The organism is Streptomyces sp. P1-3 (genome assembly GCF_050613155.1).
Taxonomy (GTDB): domain Bacteria; phylum Actinomycetota; class Actinomycetes; order Streptomycetales; family Streptomycetaceae; genus Streptomyces.
Genome location: NZ_CP192512.1, coordinates 7139091 through 7155463 on the forward strand (window position 1 = coordinate 7139091; position 16373 = coordinate 7155463).

Consider the following 16373-nt stretch of genomic DNA (forward strand, 5'->3'; position numbering starts at 1 on the left):
TGCCCTGCCGTGGCCGTCCTCTGGGCAGGGGCGTTTCCCCCACCGTCGGACCAGCGCGGCCCGTGAGCCCGCCCAGGGGAGCAGTGAGAGGTACATCATGAGAGCAAGATCGGCTGGGAGGCGCCGTGTCGGCGCGGCGTTCGGCGCGGTGCTGGGCCTGGTCGGGACGGCCGGTGCCGTGACGGTCGGCCTGGGAGCCGCACCGGCCCAGGCCGCTCCCGCCAAGGCGGCCCCGAGCTGCACCGCCGGGACCGGCCCGTACCAGAAGCAGGCCGAGAAGTTCCTCGGCCTTCCGGCCGACGGCAAGCAGTCGGCCAAGGACTGCAAGGCGATACGCGCCTTCCAGACCGTGAACGGCATCGCGCCGGCATCCGGGTACGCCGGGCCCGTCACCTGGGGCGTGATGAAGCGGCAGCAGAGCACCGGCGACAGGTCCAGCTGCCCGACCAACAAGGGCCGTATCGCCTGTGTCGACCTCACCCGGCAGCTCAGCTGGGTGCAGGACGGAAGCAAGCGGATTTACGAGCCGATTCCGGTACGTACCGGACGAAACGGCTATGAGACGCGCACCGGCATGCACAAGATCTACTGGCGGCACAAGGACCACGTGTCGTCGATCTACGACGTGCCCATGCCGTACAGCCAGTTCTTCGACGGCGGTCAGGCCTTCCACTCCATCTCGGGCTCCGTCTACTCCCAGCCCGGCTCCCACGGCTGCGTCAACATGCGCAAGGCGGACGCCGCCGCGTACTGGAAGCTGCTCCGCAACGGCGACGACGTCTTCATCTACGGCCGCAAGCCCGGCACCTGACACGGGCGGCGGCGGCCGGAGCGGGCGGTCGGCTCGCCGCGCCGTCAGTACCAGATGGCGACGGGCAGGCCCGTGGCCGTCGTCTCCGGCGGATCGGGGAGCCTGGCGGCGGTGCGCAGGGCGATGCGCCGCGCGCTCCACGCCGCCGCCGCGGCGTCCAGGATGTCGTCCGGTGGGACACGCCCGGCCGCGCCGAGCTCTTCGGGCAGGACGATGCCGTGGTCCGCGAGCAGCCGCCGGCGTGCCGCCTGGCCGTTCCAGCTCTTCTTGCTCGCGGCCACCGGCCTGCCGCCGTTCATGGCCGCGAAGGACACCTCGGGGTGCACCTCGTGCAGCCTTCGGTCGCCGCCCTCGCGGCACGCGTTGGCCTGCCGGAGCTTCGCCGCCAGGCCCCAGGTCTGGCGGCTCAGCCCGGCGCCGGTGACCTCGCGGCAGCGCAGGTTCGCCGCCTGGTAGTCCGGCTGGTCCCAGACCGGGCGCGGCGGCACCGGAAAGACCCGCGAGCGGTGCGGCGCGATCCACTCGGCCGCCATCGCGTCGGCTCGCCGGCGGCCGGTCTCCAGCAGCCCCAGCGGCATGTCGATTCCGATCACCGTCGCGTCGGGGGCGCGTTCAAGGAGTTCGGTCAGGCGGACCGCCGCGTCGGCGCCGCCCACCCCGCCCGCGCCCAGGATGACCCCGACCCAGCCCGTGGGGCAGGCGTCCACCCCCATCACGTGTACATCGTCCACCGTCGCATTCTCCCGCGGCGGTCATGCCGAGTCGGCGGCACCGCGGTTCAGGAAGCACAGCCGGGCCCGCTTCTCGGGCACGTGGACCTCCGGCAGGACGATCTCGGGCAGGACGACCTCCGGGCCCAGCACGAAGCCCGTCCGGCGCAGCCGCGCGATCGCCTTCTCGTTGTGCGCGTCGGGTTCGGCGACGATGCGCCTGCGCTCCGGGTCGGCGAGCACGTACGCCATGAGGGCGGGCAGCAGGGCGCCGGTGAAGCCCGGCCGGGCGGCGCCGGTGGCGGGGCCGATCAGCAGGTGGACGCCGATGTCGCCGGGTTCGACGTCGTAGACCTCGCTGACGCGGTCCGCGGCCGGTTCGTACGTCTGGAGGAGCGCGACCGGCTCGTCGTCCCGGTGGACCAGGTAGGCGTGGTGCGTGGTGAGGGAGTCCAGGTGCTCGTAGATCTCCAGAACGCGCCGGCGGTCGGCCTCGGCCATGCCCCAGAACCGGGCCCGGTCCTCGGTGACCCAGGCGTGGATCAGGTCGATGTCCTTGGCGGGGCGCACGGGCAGCACACGGACGGTGCCGAAGCCGCCGACGGCCTGCTCGTGCACGGCTTCGCGGCGGGCGCCGCCGACGGGACCGGGGCGGGCGGCGGCGTGGGGGGCGGGCTCAGTGGTCATGGCTCTCCTGGTCATGGCTCTCTTTGGTCAGGCGGTTCCAGTCGGTGACGACGGGGACGAGTTCGCCCCGCAGCCACAGCGGCAGCTGGTCGCGGTGGTGCGGGTCACCGGGGACGCCCGAGGAGCCGAAGGGGACCACCCAGAGGCTGTCCTCGCGCCGCGCGAGGTCCCACGCGTACCGTGCGGCAGGGCCGCGCACACTGTGGTCGGTGACGCCGGGGACGCTCGTGGTCGACAGCACGCAGTCGTGGTCACCGGGCAGCCCCGGGCGCAGCTCGGGCGCCGGGTCGGGCAGCGCCTGCCACGGCGCGAGGCGGTGTACCTCGGCCCACGGCACGGGAGCCTCCCCGGCGGCGGCCACCTCCTCGACGGCCGCCCTGACGGCCTCGGCCGGGTCGAGGCCGGGCAGCAGATCCGTCGTCAGCAGGCTGTCCAGGGCGAACGCGACCCGCGGGACCAGGGCGAGCCAGGGGAGGAAGATCTGCGGATAGGCCGACGGCCCGGTGGGTCCGTCCGGATCGGCCGGTTCAGCCGGTCCGGCCAGTTCCGCCCGCTCGGCCGGTTCAGCCAGTTCCGCCGCTTCGGCGAGTTCGGTCACATCGGTCAGACCGGCCAGCGCCGGGTGCGCCGCCAGTCGGCGCACCACAGCGGCCCGTACCGCTGCGTACGCCGTCGCGTCCGTGCTGTCGGCCGCCATCCGGCGGTCCCAGCGCAGGAGCCGGTCCCGCAGCCGGGCGGCCGCCGCGCTGAGCCCCTCCGACTCCGCCACCAGGCCCAGCAGCAGCCGGGCCGAGCCCAGATGGGTGTCGGTGTGGACCGCCGCCATGCTCGCGGCGGTCCAGCCGTCCGCCCCCTCCAGCAGCTGCCGGATGCGCTCGGCACGGTGCGGCGGCGCGAACTCGACGCCGAGCGGCTCGGCCAGACCGCGCTGGTTCGCCATGACGGCCACCCCGTCGACCGGTTCGCGCGGCAGCGGGTCGTGCCAGCCGCGCCACTCGTACCCGGGCTCCCAGGCGGGTACGACGCGCAACCGGTTGTCCTGGTGGCGCAGCGGGACCCGGCCCGCGACCCTGTGCAGCAGGCCGCCCTCGGTGTCCGCGGCCTGGACGACGTTGACGGGCTCCGCCCAATGGTCGAACGCCCGGTCCACGTCGGCGACACTGCCCGCCCTGAGCAGCGCGGGCAGGGTGCTGAAGCCGAGGTCCTCGCGGACCCGCGGGGGATAGCGGAGGCTCATCGCCTCCGCGCTGTCCGGGCCGCCGACCACGACCGGTCCGCGCTCGGTCTCGACCACCTCGACCTCGACCGGATCGGCCCCGGCCACCTCGATGGTCTCGGTGTGCGCCGAGGCGGTGCGCCAGCCGTCCGGGCCCAGCGCCCGCACCCGCGGCCCGTCGCGCCGGAGCCGTTCCCGGTACAGGTCCTGGTAGTCGGCCATGGCGTTGGTGATGGCCCAGGCCACCTTGCCGGTGTGTCCGAAGTGGGCGACGCCCGGTACGCCCGGGACGGCCAGCCCCACCACGTCGTACTCCGGGCACGCCAGACGGATCTGCTGGTAGACGCCCGGGGCCTCGATGAAACGGTGGGGGTCGCCGGCGATGACGGGCGCTCCGGTGGCGGTGCGGTCGCCGGTGACGAGCCAGCCGTTGCTGCCCGAGGAGACGGGGCCGTCGGTGGCGAACAGCCCGACCGCCCGGGGGCCGAGGCGCCGTACCACCTCCTCGCGCCACAGCTTGGTGGGGAACCCCGCGAAGAGGATGTGCGTGGCCAGCCAGACCCCCAGCGGTGTCCACGGCCGCCACGCTCCGGGCGCCAGCCCGGTGGCCGCGAACTCCGGGGCCCGCCGCGCCCCCTCGGCGAGGCCCGCGTTAACCCCGTCGACGTACGCGCGGACCCAGGCAGCGGTGTCGGCGTCGAGGGCGCGGAAGCACCGCTGGGCGGTGTCGTCCAGCCGGGCCTGCCGGGCGAACCGGTCCCAGCCCACGGCGTCGGCGCCCAGGAAGGCGGCTGTCGTCCCCTGCGAACGGTGCCGTTCCACCTCGATCTGCCAGGCCCGGTCCAGGGCGGCGTTCCGTCCCTGGGCGAAGGCGAGTTCGTCAGCGCTGTCGGCGCGGAGATGAGGGATCCCCCACGCGTCGCGGTAGACCTCGGTACTCACCACTGTTCCTCGTCTCACTTAAGTTAGGCTGCCCTAAATTATGTGACTGCTGTGTAAGAAACAAATGGGCGAGGTGTGAATGAGCGGGGGCCGGCGTCTCTGCCGGACAGAGGCGCCGGCCCGGGGCGGGACCCGCTAAGCGGGCCTGGTGCCGATGACGACGGTGGCGTCCAGCTCGTCGCAGGCGGCGATCTGGGTGACCAGGCCGCCGCGGGCGAAGGTACGGGCGGTCAGCGGCGCCTGGCGCTCACTGGTCTCGATCAGCAGGCATCCGCCCGGCGCCAGCCAGTCGGCCGCCGACGCGGCGACCCTCCGCTGGACCTCCAGTCCGTCCGCCCCGCCGTCGAGCGCCACCAGCGGCTCGTGTTCGCGCGCCTCCGGAGGCAGCAGCCCGATCGCCTCGGTGGGCACGTACGGCGCGTTGGCGACCAGGACGTCGACGCGGCCGCGCAGCGCGGCGGGCAGCGGCTCGTAGAGGTCGCCCTCGTACACCCGGCCGCCGGCGGCGGCGATGTTGCCGCGGGCGCACCGGACCGCCGCGGGGTCGATGTCCGCGGCGTGCAACTCGGCCCGCCCCAGGGCCGCGACCAGCGCCGCGCCCACCGCGCCCGAGCCGCAGCACAGATCCACGACGACGGCCTCCCGCCCCTCGGGCCGCGGAGCGACGGCGGCGGCCCGCTCCACCAGGAACGCGGTGCGGGGGCGGGGTACGAAGACGCCGGGGCCCACGGATATGCGCAGGCCGCAGAACTCGGCCCAGCCGACGACGTGTTCCAGGGGCAGGCCGGCGACGCGCCGGTCCACCATGGCGTCGAGATCGGACGGCGTCCGCGCCGCGGAGATGAGCAACTCGGCCTCGTCCTCGGCGAAGACGCAGCCGGCGGCCCGAAGCCTGGTGACGATGGCGGAACGGAGAGGGGAGGGCGAGAACGACGAGACTGACGGGAAAACCGACACGGGAACCTTTCGGGAAGCCGATGGGGCTCCCTCGGTCACCTGTGCCGGTCGACCGTTCGGCCGCCGGAAGGGAGCACCCGACCTGATACAGCGGTAATGGGTCTCACCTCCTAGGTCGTTCACTGCTTGAGTCGGCAACACTACCAGGGCGTTCGCTCGGGAGGGACGGCCGCGGAGGTCAGGGCGGCTGCCGGCGCCCGACCTCCCCGGCACGGCGCGGGCCGTTGCGGCTACCGCCTCCCCGGCCCGGCGTGTTCGTCGCGGCTACCGCCTCAACGGCCCGCGCCCGCCGCCTTCTGGAACTCCGCGATGCCGACGGACTGGTCGGCCGACGGCGTCTCGGCCGGCACCGGCTCGTCGTAGTCGGTGAACAGGACCGTGGCCGGGTTGTCGCCCGCCTCCTCGGACTTCAGCACGTACGGCGTGCCCTCGGTGGCGATGTACAAGGTCACCGGGTCGCCCTCGTCCGACGTGCCCTTCACGGCGATGGCCCGCCGGCCGCCCACGTCGACGGAGCCCCCCTTGGTCCACTTGTCGCCCTCGGACGAATCGACCTGCTTCTGGGCCGACTTCATGTCGCAGCCGTCGGCCATGTCGTTGAGCGCCTTGTCGGAGGCGGTGCCCTGGATGTACTTGCCCTGGTACTTCTGCGTGGCGGCGGCACTGCCCGGGCCGAACAGCTGCTTCGCGATCGCCGCGTCCGGCTTCAGCCAGATCCGGTCGCCGCGCCTCACCAGTTCCCAGGAGCCCGCGGAGCCCACCGACATGGTGTCGCGGCAGTTGCCGCCGCTGTCCATGACGAAGTCCCCGGTCGCCTTCTGGCCGTTGAGCTTCCCGTCGATCCGCATCCGGACCGACTTCGCCGACGCGAACGCGTTCTCACCCTTGTCCGCGATCTCCTTGGCGGAAAGCTGCTCGATCCCGTTGCCGCCGGACCTGGCGTCCGAACTCCCGCCGCTCGACTTCTCGTCGTCCCCGCCGCAGCCGGTGACACCGAGCGCCAGAACCGCACACGCCGCCGCGGCGGCCCCCGCCCTGTACTTCCTCGTCATAACGAGCGCACTACTCCTTGCGAGCCGTTTTGCAGATGAGCACCTCACCCTATGGCGTCAGCGCCTCACCCTATGGCGTCAGCACCGCCACCCCGGTGATCCGGCCGTCCGCCAGATCGGTCAGGGCGCGGTCGGCGCGGTCCAGGGGGTAGCGGGCCACCCGGACCGTGGGGCGCAGCTCGGTCGCGGCGGCCAGGAAAGTGCGGCCGTCCTCGCGGGTGTTCGCGGTCACGCTGCGCAGCGTCCGTTCCTGGAACAGGTGGCGCGCGTAGTCGAGGCGGGGCACGTCCGTCAGGTGGATTCCGGCGACCGCGAGCGTCCCGCCCCGGTCCAGCGCCTCCAAGGCGACCGGCACCAGCTCGCCGGCCGGAGCGAAGAGGATCGCGGCGTCCAGCGGTTCCGGAGGGGGGCCCGCCCCGGCGGAGGCCGCGCCCAGTTCGAGCGCCAGCCGCTGGGCCGGCTCCCCCCGGGTGACGACATGCACGGTGGCGCCGCGCGCGATCGCGAGCTGGGCGGTCAGATGGGCGGACGCGCCGAACCCGTAGATGCCCAGCCGCCCGCCGGGCGGCAGGTCGGCGCGCCGCAGCGCCCGGTAGCCGATGATCCCCGCGCACAGCAGGGGTGCGGCCTCGGCGTCGGGCCAACCGGTCGGCAGCTGGTACACGTACCGGGAGTCGACAGCCGTGTGGGTGGCGAAGCCGCCGTCGATGTCCCAGCCGGTGTAGCGGGAGCGGGGGCACAGGTTCTCCCGGCCGGTGCGGCAGAAGTGGCACACGCCGCAGGTCGCGGCCAGCCAGGCGGCGCCCACCCGGTCGCCCGGGGCGAACCCCTCGGCGGCGTCCCCGACCGCCAGCACGCGGCCGACGATCTCGTGGCCGGGGGTGCAGCGCGGTCGCCGCGGCGGCAGGTCGCCCTCGGCCAGATGCAGGTCCGTGCGGCACACCCCGCACGCCAGCACCTCCAGCAGCAGGCCGTGCGGCCCGGGCGCCGGAACCGGGCGCTCCAGCATCCGCAGCGGCGCGGAGCCCATGGGGCCGGGCCGCTCGACCACCCAGGCGACCGAGCTCGCGTCACCGCTGGAGTCGCGCACCATGCTTCGGAGCCTACGGGCCCGCGGCCGGTACCGCTCCCCGCGCCGGTCGTCGTGATCATGCCCTCCGCTGGACCGGAACGGCCCAGTCGGCTTTACTGAAAGTGACGAGGAGGACAAAAGAGACGCGGAGTAGCGGAGAGACACCGTGCACCGCGCAATCAGGACCCGCGAGAAGTGGGTAGTCCTCCTCGCCTCATCTGTCCGCGGCCCCTTGCGGCGCGGTAGGGACATCGGGGAAGTGCTGTGCGGGCGACGTTCGTACTGGGGCGGATCGCCGGGGTCCGGATCGGGGTGCACTGGAGCGTCCTGGTCATCTTCACGCTCATCGCCCTCGGCCTCGCCCAGAGCCGGCTGCCCGACGCCTACCCGGGCCATCCCTGGCCGGTGTACTGGGTGGTCGGGCTCGCCACGTCCGTGGTGTTCTTCGCCTCGCTCCTCGCCCACGAACTCGCGCACGCCACCCTGGCCCGGCGCAACGGCATCGACGTGGAGGACATCGTCCTGTGGCTGCTCGGGGGCGCGGCGCGGATCAAGACCGAGGCCAGGACCCCGGGCGCCGAGCTGCGCATCGCCGGGGTCGGCCCGCTGGTCAGCCTCCTCGCGGGAGGCTTCTTCGCGCTGGCCGCGTGGCTGCTCGACGTGGCGTCGGCACCGGGGCTCGCGGTCGAGGCGGTGACGTGGCTCGCGGCGATCAACATCATCCTGGCGGTCTTCAACGCCATTCCCGCCGCCCCGCTCGACGGCGGCCGACTGCTGCGCGCCTTCCTGTGGTGGCGTACGGGCGACCGGGCGCGGGCGACCGCGGGGGCGACCGCGGCCGGCCGCGTCTTCGGCTGGTTCCTCGTGGTGGCGGGCCTGTACCTGTTCCTGGGCGGCGGCGCGGTCGGCGGCCTGTGGATGGCGCTGATCGGCTGGTTCCTGGTCGCGGCCGCCTCGGCGGAAGGCCGGCAGGCGCAGTTCCAGGCGGTGCTCGCCGGTATTCCGGTACGGCACGCGATGACACCGGATCCGGTCACCGTGCCGATCGGGCTCACGGTCGGGGAGTTCCTGGCGGAGCCGCGGTACCGGTACCGGCACTCCGCCTTCCCGGTCGCCGGCGACGACGGCGCGCCGGCCGGACTGGTGACCGTGGACGCGGCCAAACAGGTGCCCGACGACCGGCGGGGCACGGTCGAGGTGGGCGCGATCATGCTGCCGCTGTCGCAGGTCGCGGTGGTGGCGCCGGACGATCCGCTGGCGGACCTGCTGACGCGTACGGATCCGGGCACCGAGCATCCGGCGCTGGTGCTGGAGGGGGGCAAGCTCGTCGGGATCGTCTCCCCGTCGGACGTCAACCGCACCGTGAACTGGCTGATGAGAAAGGCTCCGCCCAAGTGGGGCGGCCGCTGAGGCGGCGACATGGCCGCACCCCCCGCTCCCGAAGACCTCGTCCGGGCCTGCCGCGCGGCCGGCATCACCGACCGGCGCGTGCTCGCGGCCGTGCGCGCGACGCCGCGCGCGGGGTTCGTCCCCACCGGCCACGTCGCGCTCGCCTATCGCGACGAGCCCGTGCCGATCGCGCACGGGCAGGTGACCACGCAGCCGTCGCTGTCGGCGAGGATGATCGAGGGCCTCGGCCTCCGCGGGACCGAGCACGTCCTGGAGGTCGGCACGGGCCTCGGCTTCCAGACCGCGCTGCTCGCCCGCCTCGCCGCCGACGTCGTGAGCATCGAGATGTGGCCGGACCTGAGCGAGCAGGCACGGCGCAACCTCGACCGTGAGAGGATCGCGCACGTGGAGCTGCGCGTCGGGGACGGCAGCTGCGGCGTGCCGGACCGCGCCCCGTACGACGCCGTCGTCGTGTCCGCGGCCTTCCCGCACGTCCCTCCGCCGCTGGTCGAACAGCTCCGTTCCGGCGGCCGTCTCGTCCAGCCCATCGGGCCGGGCGGCGAGGAGGAGGTCGTGGCGTTCGAGCGCACCGGCACGGGGCTGACGCGCCGGCAGGTTCTCACCTGGGCGCGGTTCGTCCGCCTGCACGGACGGCACGGCTTCCCGCCCTGAGCGGGGCGGACCGCGTGGTGTACGCGGCGGACCGCTCGCGCCCCGAGGACCTCGGGGGTGCCCCGGACGGGCCACCGGAATTGCCGCGCCAGGGGAGTTGCCCCGTAGTGGAGGGAGGGCGGTCCGCGAGGGCGGACCGCAGGCCTCGCCCTGTCCGAGCCCTGCCCGGCGCTGTCCGATCGGGGCGGGCCCCGGTCCGCAGGAGCCCGTGATTCCGCAGGAGCCCGTGATGAAGCACCCCGCCAAGCCCGGCCTCATGGTCACCGCCGCCCTCCTCGCAGCCGTATGCGCCGGATGCGGCGACGGTGACGGTAACGGCGACGAGGACACGACAGAGCCCCCCACGCCGACCGCCACGGGGCCCACCAGGACCACCCCGGCCACCAGTCCGCCGGCCTCCGAGGGGGCGGCCACCGTGACCGTACGCTCCAGCGAGCTCGGCCGGATCCTGACCGACGCGAGCGGCCGCACGCTGTACCTGTTCGAGGCCGACACCTCGGATCGGTCGACGTGCTCGGGCGGATGCGCGGCGGCGTGGCCGCCCCTGATCACCTCCGGCAAGCCCAAGGCCGGGGAGGGGGTGGACGCGAGCAAGCTCTCCACCACGACCCGCAGCGACGGCAAGACCGAGGTCGTCTACAACGGCCACCCGCTGTACTACTACGTGGAGGACGACGAGCCCGGCGACACGGAAGGCCAAGGACTCGACCAGTTCGGCGCCAAGTGGTACGTGCTCGACTCGGCGGGCGACAAGATCACGCGCGCCGAGCCGGACGACGACCAGGAGACCGACCAGGAGGAGACCCGGCCCCCCGGCTACTGACCCCCTCGCCGGGCGGCCGGTCGGCAGCCAGTAGGGTGCCGGTCCATGACCGAGCCGGACTTCCTGCGCACCACCCGGGCGTCCTACGACGCCATGGCCGCCGACGTCGCCGAGCGGTGGCGGGACGAACTCGCCGCCAAGCCGCTGGACCGGGCCCTGCTCGCCGGCTTCGCCGAACTCGTCACCGCCTCCGGTGCCGGGCCGGTCGCCGACATCGGCTGCGGCACCGGCCGGGTGACGGCGCATCTGCACGCCCTTGGAGTCGACGTGTTCGGGGTCGACCTGTCGCCGGGGATGCTCGCGGCGGCCCGGCGGGCGCACCCGGGCCTGCGGTTCGAGGAGGGGTCGATGCTGGCCCTGGACCTTCCGGACGGCGGCCTCGGCGGCATCCTGGCCTGGTACTCGATCATCCACATCCCGTGGGAGCGGCTGCCGGAGGTGTTCACCGAGTTCCACCGGGTGCTGGCGCCGGGCGGCCACGTGCTGCTCGGGTTCCAGGTCGGCGACGAGCCGCTGCACCTCGAGGAGGCGTTCGGGCACGCGATCTCGCTCGACTTCCACCGGCGGCGGCCCGACCGGGTCGCCGAGCTGCTGGACCAGGCCGGGCTGACCGTGCGTGCCCGGACGCTGCGGGAGCGCGACGAGGACGGCGACTTCCCGGAGCGGACGCCCCAGGGCTTCGTGCTGGCCCGCAAGCCGGTCGCCGCCGCGCCCCCGCGGCCGGTCAGCCCGTGATCGTCGCCGGATCGCTCACGCCGGGCGCGCCGGTCTCGACGTGCCCGGCGAACCGGCGCAGGAACGCGCCGTCCGCGTCCGACACCACGGACAGGTCGTACCAGCGCTTGGTGCCGCGCAGGTCGACGGTGTGCGTCACCGTCGCCCCCGAGCGGACCGTGAACGTCGCCTTCCGGCCGTCGTAGGCATTGGTCACCGTGAGGTGTACGTCGGCGGTGCCCGCGTTCTTCATGGCCAGCGCGATGTTGCCGCTGCTCGCGACGTGGCGCGCGGTCACCTCGGGACCCGCCGCTGTGCCCGACCCCCTGAAGGCGCGCAGGAAGCCGTTGGGGCCGTGCACCGTCAGGTCGTGCTTCCCGCCCGAGTACGTCGAGTTCCACGTGTCGGAGATCGTCTTGCCGGCAGCCGTGGTGTAGGTCCAGGGGCCGTCCGTGCGGTTGCCCGACGTGACGAGGAACTGCGAGCCCGCCTTGTCACCGCCGCCGAACGTGAGCGTGATGCGGCCCGTCGAGGCGTTGGCCGAGGCGTCCACCAGCGGCGCGTACGGCAGCGGGCGGGAGGGCCGCGAACCCGCCTCCTGCTTCGGCAGGGAGGGGTGGGCGGGCGGCTTCGGCACGTAGTCGGGGTGCCGCTCGTGGTCCGGCGGCTCGTAGGCGTCGGTGTCCGGCAGCACGGCGGGATCGGTGTCCTTGAGCCCGAAGTCGAAGGCCGAGGTGAGGTCGCCGCAGATGGCGCGCCGCCAGGGCGAGATGTTGGGCTCGCGCACGCCGAAGCGGCGCTCCATGAAGCGGATGATCGAGGTGTGGTCGAAGGTCTCCGAGCAGACGAAGCCGCCGGTGCTCCACGGGGAGACGACGAGCATGGGGACGCGCTGTCCGAGGCCGTAGGGTCCCGCGGCGTAGCTGGCGTTGCCGCCGAACCAGTCGAGCGCGGTGTCCACCGTGGACAGGCCCTGTGCGGCGGAGGACGGCGGGAAGGGCGGCACGACGTGGTCGAAGTAGCCGTCGTTCTCGTCGTAGGTGATGAACAGGGCGGTCCTGCTCCACACCTCGGGGTTGGACGTCAGGGCGTCCAGGACCTGGGAGATGTACCAGGCGCCGTAGTTCGCGGGGAAGTTGGGGTGCTCGGTGAAGGCTTCCGGGGCGGCGATCCAGGAGATCCGCGGCAGCTTCCCGGCCTTCACGTCGGCCCTGAGATGGTCGAAGTAGCCGTCGCCGGCCTTCGCGTTGGTGCCGGTGCGCGCCTTGTCGTAGAGCGGATCACCGGGCTTGGCGTTCCGGTACTTGTTGAAGTACAGCAGCGAGTTGTCGCCGTAGTTGCCGCGGTACGCGTCCTCGATCCAGCCCCAGTGGCCCGCCGCGTCCAGTCCGTCGCCGATGTCCTGGTAGATCTTCCACGAGATCCCGGCCTGCTCCAGCCGCTCCGGGTACGTCGTCCAGTCGTACCCGGCCTCCTGGTTGCCCAGGACGGGGCCGCCGCCCGTGCCGTCGTTGCCGGTGTGGCCCGTCCACATGTAGTAGCGGTTGGGGTCGGTGGCGCCGATGAAGGAGCAGTGGTAGGCGTCGCAGACGGTGAACGCGTCGGCGAGCGCGTAGTGGAACGGAATGTCCTCGCGCGTCAGATACGCCATGGTGCCCGCCGACTTCGCGGGTATCCACTGGTCGTACTTGCCGTTGTTCCAGGCCTTGTGGCCGCCCGCCCAGTCGTGGTCGAGGCCCGCGATGAACTGCATGCCGAGGTTCTCGGCGTCCGGGTGGTAGGGCAGCACGTCCTTGGTGCCGTCGGGCTGGTGCCAGACCGACTTGCCGCCGGGCAGCGTCACCGGGCGCGGGTCACCGAACCCGCGCACGCCCTTCAGCGACCCGAAGTAGTGGTCGAAGGAACGGTTCTCCTGCATCAGCACCACGATGTGCTCGACATCCTCGATGGTGCCGGAACGCCGCGTGGCGGGAATGGCGGCGGCGCGGTCGATGCTGTGCGACAGCGCCGCGACGCCCGCGGTCGCGCCGGCGATCTGGAGGAAGCGCCGCCTATTGAGTTCAGCCATGAGTGCGGGGACCTCTTGGAATGAGGGGGACGGGGGACCGGAGTCAGAGTGTTCCAAGAGCCGTGCCTGCCGGGGAAGGGTCGGTGTCGCGGATATGAAGGCGCGCGGTACGCACGGCGAACCGCCTGGCCCGCCCGACCACCGTCGCGTCCTCACGGGCGCCGAACCCCTTGGGAGGGCACATCACGTGGGTCATCCCAGGGCGGCGGTCGGTTGCACGGGGCGGCCGCCCTGGACGTTCCAGCGCTGGGCGCGGCCGCTGAGCTCGGTGGCGGTGAGCGGGCGGACGTCCAGGCGCCAGAAGGCGTGGTCGGGTGCCGACAGGACGTGGACCACGGCGGTGCGGACGACGTCCGGCTCCACGACGGCGACGACGCGTCCGGCCCCGTCGGGCAACGCGTCGAGCCACGCCCCCACGCGCATGCGAGTGTCCCGCAGCGACTCACCGCCGTGGGGCGCGGCGGTCGGGTCGGTCAGCCAGGCCGTGACGGCCTCTTCCTCGGCGGCCGCGACGGCCTCCAGCCGCTGCCCGCGCCAGCGCCCCATGTCGCAGGTGGCGAGGTCGGCCAGCGGTTCGGCGGCCAGCCCGAGGGCCCGCGCGGTCTGACGGCAGCGCAGGCCTGGCGAGGCGTACGCCTGACCGTCCGTGCCGAACGCGCCCGCCGCGGCCTCGGCGGCCGCCAGGCCGGCCGGGTCCAGAGGGCTGTCGTGGTCGAACCGGACCTCCCGCAGCGCCTCGCTCGTCGCGGGGGAGATCAGGGTGACCCGTACCGTCATCCGCGTCCTTTCCCTTTCTTTTGCTGCCATTTCGCACGCCGCACCTTACACATGGGGGGCGCACGGTAGTGATACAGGACTCAAGGGCTTGGCCGAAACCATGTGTCGCGGTACGGTCACCGCGACAATTTCGACGACGGCGAGACGGAAGTCCGGTGAAACTCCGGCACGGTCGCGCCACTGTGTGCCGTAAGCGGGCCTCCATCAGGGGGAACGCCGCGGTGAGTCAGACCCGTGGACCGTCGTCGCGCACCACCGTATGGGACGCGTGTTCCCCAAGGAGGTATCTGACATGGCCGAGGCCGTCGTCTCCGCTGCCGTATCCACCCCGTCCGTCTCCGCGCCGGCGGCCCTGCCCGTCCGAGCGGTACTGCCCTGGGCGGTATTCGTCGGCGTCCTGATGCTCGTCGCGCTGTACTTCGTCGGTGCCGAACAGGGCGCCACCTCCGTCTTCTCCGGCGCCGGAGTGCACGAGTGGGTGCACGACGGACGTCATCTGCTCGGCTTCCCCTGCCACTGAGAGGCGACGTACGTGTACGCCTCTACTGTCAGAGGACTGCTGGTCCGCGGCATGCTCGCGGGCCTGATCGCCGGACTGTTCGCCTTCGCGGTGGCCTATGTCGTGGGTGAACCGCCCGTGGACGACGCCATCGCGGTCGAGGAGGCCCAGTCCGCCCCGGCGGCGCACGCCGAGGACGGCGGGCACGCCGGGCATCACGGTGCCGCGGCCGAGTCGGCAGGGGAGGAGGAAGAGGAACTGGTCAGCCGGTCGGTCCAGTCGACCGCCGGCCTGGCCACCGGCGTCCTGGTGTACGGGGTCGCGCTGGGCGGCATCGCCTCCCTGGCGTTCTGCTTCGCGCTGGGCCGCGCGGGCCGGTTCAGCGCCCGCGCGACCGCGGCACTGACGGCGGCCGGTGCCTTCACCACCGTCTACCTGGTGCCGTTCCTGAAGTACCCGGCCACGCCGCCGGCGGTCGGCAATCCGGACACCATCGGCAAGCGCACCACGCTGTTCTTCCTGATGATCCTGCTCAGCGTGCTGCTGGGGGTCGCCGCGATCATCCTCGGGCGGCGGCTGGCGCCGCGTCTGGGCAACTGGAACGCGACCCTGGCCGCCGGCGGCAGCTTCATCGCCGCCGTAGCCATCGCCTTCGTGTTCCTGCCCGGGAACGGCGACGCGGTCAAGGACAGCTTCCCCGCCGACGTGCTGTGGGAGTTCAGGCTGGCCTCGCTGGGCATCCAGGCCGTGCTGTGGACGGTGTTCGCGATCGTCTTCGGCGCCCTCGCCCACCGGGCCCTGGCGCCGCGCGCGACCGGCGCCGAGACCGAGGTGACGGCGCGGCAGGAGGCGCCTGCCCTCGGCTGACGCACAAGGCCGCGGCCCCGCCGCCCCGTTGGGGGCTCCGGCGGGGCCGCGGCATATTTCGTTGAGCGCCGAAAGGTTCACGGCTTAGCGTCGGCGGCATGAGAACTTCGCCGGACACCGGCCGTCAAAGGGAATGGCTCGCGCTGGCCGCGGCGGGCGTCACCGTCGTGCTGTGGGCCTCGGCCTTCGTCTCCATCCGCAGCGCGGGTTCCGCCTACTCGCCGGGCGCGCTGGCGCTGGGGCGGCTGCTCGCCGGAACGCTGGTCCTGGCGGCCATCAGCGCCATACGTCGCACGGGGTGGCCGGCGCGGGCCGCCTGGCCGGGCATCGTCTGCTCGGGGCTCCTGTGGTTCGGCGGCTACATGGTGGTGCTGAACTGGGGCGAGCGGGAGGTCGACGCGGGCACGGCGGCGATGGTCGTCAACATCGGGCCGATCCTCATCGCGCTGCTGAGCAGCCGACTGCTGGGCGAGGGGCTGCCGCGTCAGCTGATGGCGGGCATGGCGGTGTCCTTCGCCGGGGCGGTGGTAGTGGGCGTCTCCATATCCGACAGCGGCGGCGCGTCCGTCCTCGGCGTCCTGCTCTGCGTGCTGGCCGCGGTGTGCTACGCGGGCGGTGTCGTCTCCCAGAAGCCGGCGCTGCGGCACACCGGGGCGCTTCAGGTGACCACGTTCGGATGCCTGATCGGGACGGTGGCCTGCCTGCCGTTCGCCGGGACGCTGGTGTCGGAGGCCGAGCACGCCCCGCCGTCCGCGACGCTCAACATGATCTACCTGGGCGTCTTCCCCACCGCCCTGGCCTTCACGACCTGGGCCTTCGCCCTGGCCCGCACCACTGCGGGCCGGATGGCCGCGACCACCTACGTGGTGCCGGCGATGGTCGTGCTCATGTCCTGGCTGGTCCTGGACGAGGTCCCGGGCCCGCTCACGCTGGCCGGCGGCGCCCTGTGCCTGGCCGGAGTGGGGGTGTCCCGCCGCCGCTCCCGCGCGCAGCGGCCGACGCCCAAGGGAGGCGCCGGGAGCGCCGGGCCTGCCGGGGCGGCCGTCGAGAACATCGAGGAGTGCGGCACCGGCGACGACGCCGCGGAGCGGGGAGCCTCCGTCACCTGAGCCCGCCG

16 protein-coding genes are annotated in these 16373 nt (G+C 73.2%); 8 read left to right on the forward strand and 8 right to left on the reverse strand.

Annotation, left to right across the window (positions count from 1 at the left end):
* The first annotated feature begins 97 nt into the window (after positions 1 to 97).
* Entirely contained in the window at positions 98 to 811 is a 714-nt protein-coding gene (locus ACQUSR_RS30475; RefSeq protein WP_431046081.1) for a L,D-transpeptidase family protein, read from the forward strand.
* Between the two features lie 44 nt (positions 812 to 855).
* Here the strand turns inward: ACQUSR_RS30475 and ACQUSR_RS30480 are convergent, their stop codons facing one another.
* From ACQUSR_RS30480 to ACQUSR_RS30505, 6 genes are all read right to left on the reverse strand, one after another.
* Positions 856 to 1542 (reverse strand): DUF429 domain-containing protein, encoded by a 687-nt coding sequence (locus tag ACQUSR_RS30480; RefSeq protein ID WP_431046083.1) that lies wholly within the window; start codon positions 1540 to 1542, stop codon positions 856 to 858.
* Positions 1543 to 1563: 21 nt separating this feature from the next.
* Positions 1564 to 2208 (reverse strand): GNAT family N-acetyltransferase, encoded by a 645-nt coding sequence (locus ACQUSR_RS30485; RefSeq protein ID WP_431046085.1) that lies wholly within the window; start codon positions 2206 to 2208, stop codon positions 1564 to 1566.
* Complete coding sequence (locus ACQUSR_RS30490) at positions 2198 to 4366, reverse strand: penicillin acylase family protein (protein ID WP_431046087.1); 2169 nt, start codon at positions 4364 to 4366, stop codon at positions 2198 to 2200. The genes ACQUSR_RS30485 and ACQUSR_RS30490 overlap by 11 nt, the downstream gene beginning before the upstream one ends.
* Before the next feature lie 135 nt (positions 4367 to 4501).
* Positions 4502 to 5323: a putative protein N(5)-glutamine methyltransferase gene (locus tag ACQUSR_RS30495; protein ID WP_431046089.1), complete on the reverse strand. Its 822-nt coding sequence runs from the start codon at positions 5321 to 5323 to the stop codon at positions 4502 to 4504.
* A gap of 272 nt (positions 5324 to 5595) precedes the next feature.
* Positions 5596 to 6375 carry a hypothetical protein gene (locus ACQUSR_RS30500; protein WP_431046091.1) on the reverse strand — a complete coding sequence of 260 codons (780 nt, stop codon included), beginning with the start codon at positions 6373 to 6375 and terminating at the stop codon, positions 5596 to 5598.
* A 70-nt stretch (positions 6376 to 6445) separates the two neighbouring features.
* On the reverse strand, positions 6446 to 7468 hold the full coding sequence (locus ACQUSR_RS30505) for a zinc-dependent alcohol dehydrogenase family protein (RefSeq protein ID WP_431046093.1): 1023 nt from the start codon (positions 7466 to 7468) through the stop codon (positions 6446 to 6448).
* A 243-nt stretch (positions 7469 to 7711) separates the two neighbouring features.
* Between ACQUSR_RS30505 and ACQUSR_RS30510 the strand changes: the two genes are divergently transcribed.
* The 4 genes from ACQUSR_RS30510 to ACQUSR_RS30525 all read left to right on the forward strand — a co-directional run bounded on the left by ACQUSR_RS30510 (position 7712) and on the right by ACQUSR_RS30525 (position 11066).
* The gene (locus tag ACQUSR_RS30510; protein WP_431046095.1) at positions 7712 to 8857 is read left to right on the forward strand and encodes a site-2 protease family protein; all 1146 of its coding nucleotides are present in this window, start codon (positions 7712 to 7714) and stop codon (positions 8855 to 8857) included.
* A gap of 9 nt (positions 8858 to 8866) precedes the next feature.
* Entirely contained in the window at positions 8867 to 9508 is a 642-nt protein-coding gene (locus tag ACQUSR_RS30515; RefSeq protein WP_431046097.1) for a protein-L-isoaspartate(D-aspartate) O-methyltransferase, read from the forward strand.
* 229 nt (positions 9509 to 9737) lie between these two features.
* Positions 9738 to 10331 (forward strand): COG4315 family predicted lipoprotein, encoded by a 594-nt coding sequence (locus ACQUSR_RS30520; protein ID WP_431046099.1) that lies wholly within the window; start codon positions 9738 to 9740, stop codon positions 10329 to 10331.
* A gap of 45 nt (positions 10332 to 10376) precedes the next feature.
* Entirely contained in the window at positions 10377 to 11066 is a 690-nt protein-coding gene (locus ACQUSR_RS30525; protein ID WP_431046101.1) for a class I SAM-dependent DNA methyltransferase, read from the forward strand.
* Here the strand turns inward: ACQUSR_RS30525 and ACQUSR_RS30530 are convergent.
* Together ACQUSR_RS30530 and ACQUSR_RS30535 are read right to left on the reverse strand one after the other, a co-directional pair.
* Positions 11056 to 13113, reverse strand: coding sequence for a phosphocholine-specific phospholipase C (locus tag ACQUSR_RS30530; RefSeq protein WP_431046102.1), 2058 nt, complete (start codon positions 13111 to 13113; stop codon positions 11056 to 11058). The two genes, ACQUSR_RS30525 and ACQUSR_RS30530, sit on opposite strands and share 11 nt — an antisense overlap.
* Before the next feature lie 192 nt (positions 13114 to 13305).
* Positions 13306 to 13890, reverse strand: a complete 585-nt coding sequence (locus ACQUSR_RS30535) for a histidine phosphatase family protein (RefSeq protein WP_431046104.1) — start codon at positions 13888 to 13890, stop codon at positions 13306 to 13308.
* A 292-nt stretch (positions 13891 to 14182) separates the two neighbouring features.
* On the opposite strand from ACQUSR_RS30535, the gene ACQUSR_RS30540 reads away from it, so the two are divergent.
* The 3 genes from ACQUSR_RS30540 to ACQUSR_RS30550 all read left to right on the forward strand — a co-directional run bounded on the left by ACQUSR_RS30540 (position 14183) and on the right by ACQUSR_RS30550 (position 16365).
* Positions 14183 to 14410 carry a CbtB domain-containing protein gene (locus tag ACQUSR_RS30540; protein ID WP_304460489.1) on the forward strand — a complete coding sequence of 76 codons (228 nt, stop codon included), beginning with the start codon at positions 14183 to 14185 and terminating at the stop codon, positions 14408 to 14410.
* Between the two features lie 12 nt (positions 14411 to 14422).
* Positions 14423 to 15256, forward strand: coding sequence for a CbtA family protein (locus ACQUSR_RS30545; RefSeq protein WP_431046107.1), 834 nt, complete (start codon positions 14423 to 14425; stop codon positions 15254 to 15256).
* A 98-nt stretch (positions 15257 to 15354) separates the two neighbouring features.
* Positions 15355 to 16365: a DMT family transporter gene (locus ACQUSR_RS30550; RefSeq protein WP_431046108.1), complete on the forward strand. Its 1011-nt coding sequence runs from the start codon at positions 15355 to 15357 to the stop codon at positions 16363 to 16365.
* Positions 16366 to 16373 lie beyond the last annotated feature (8 nt).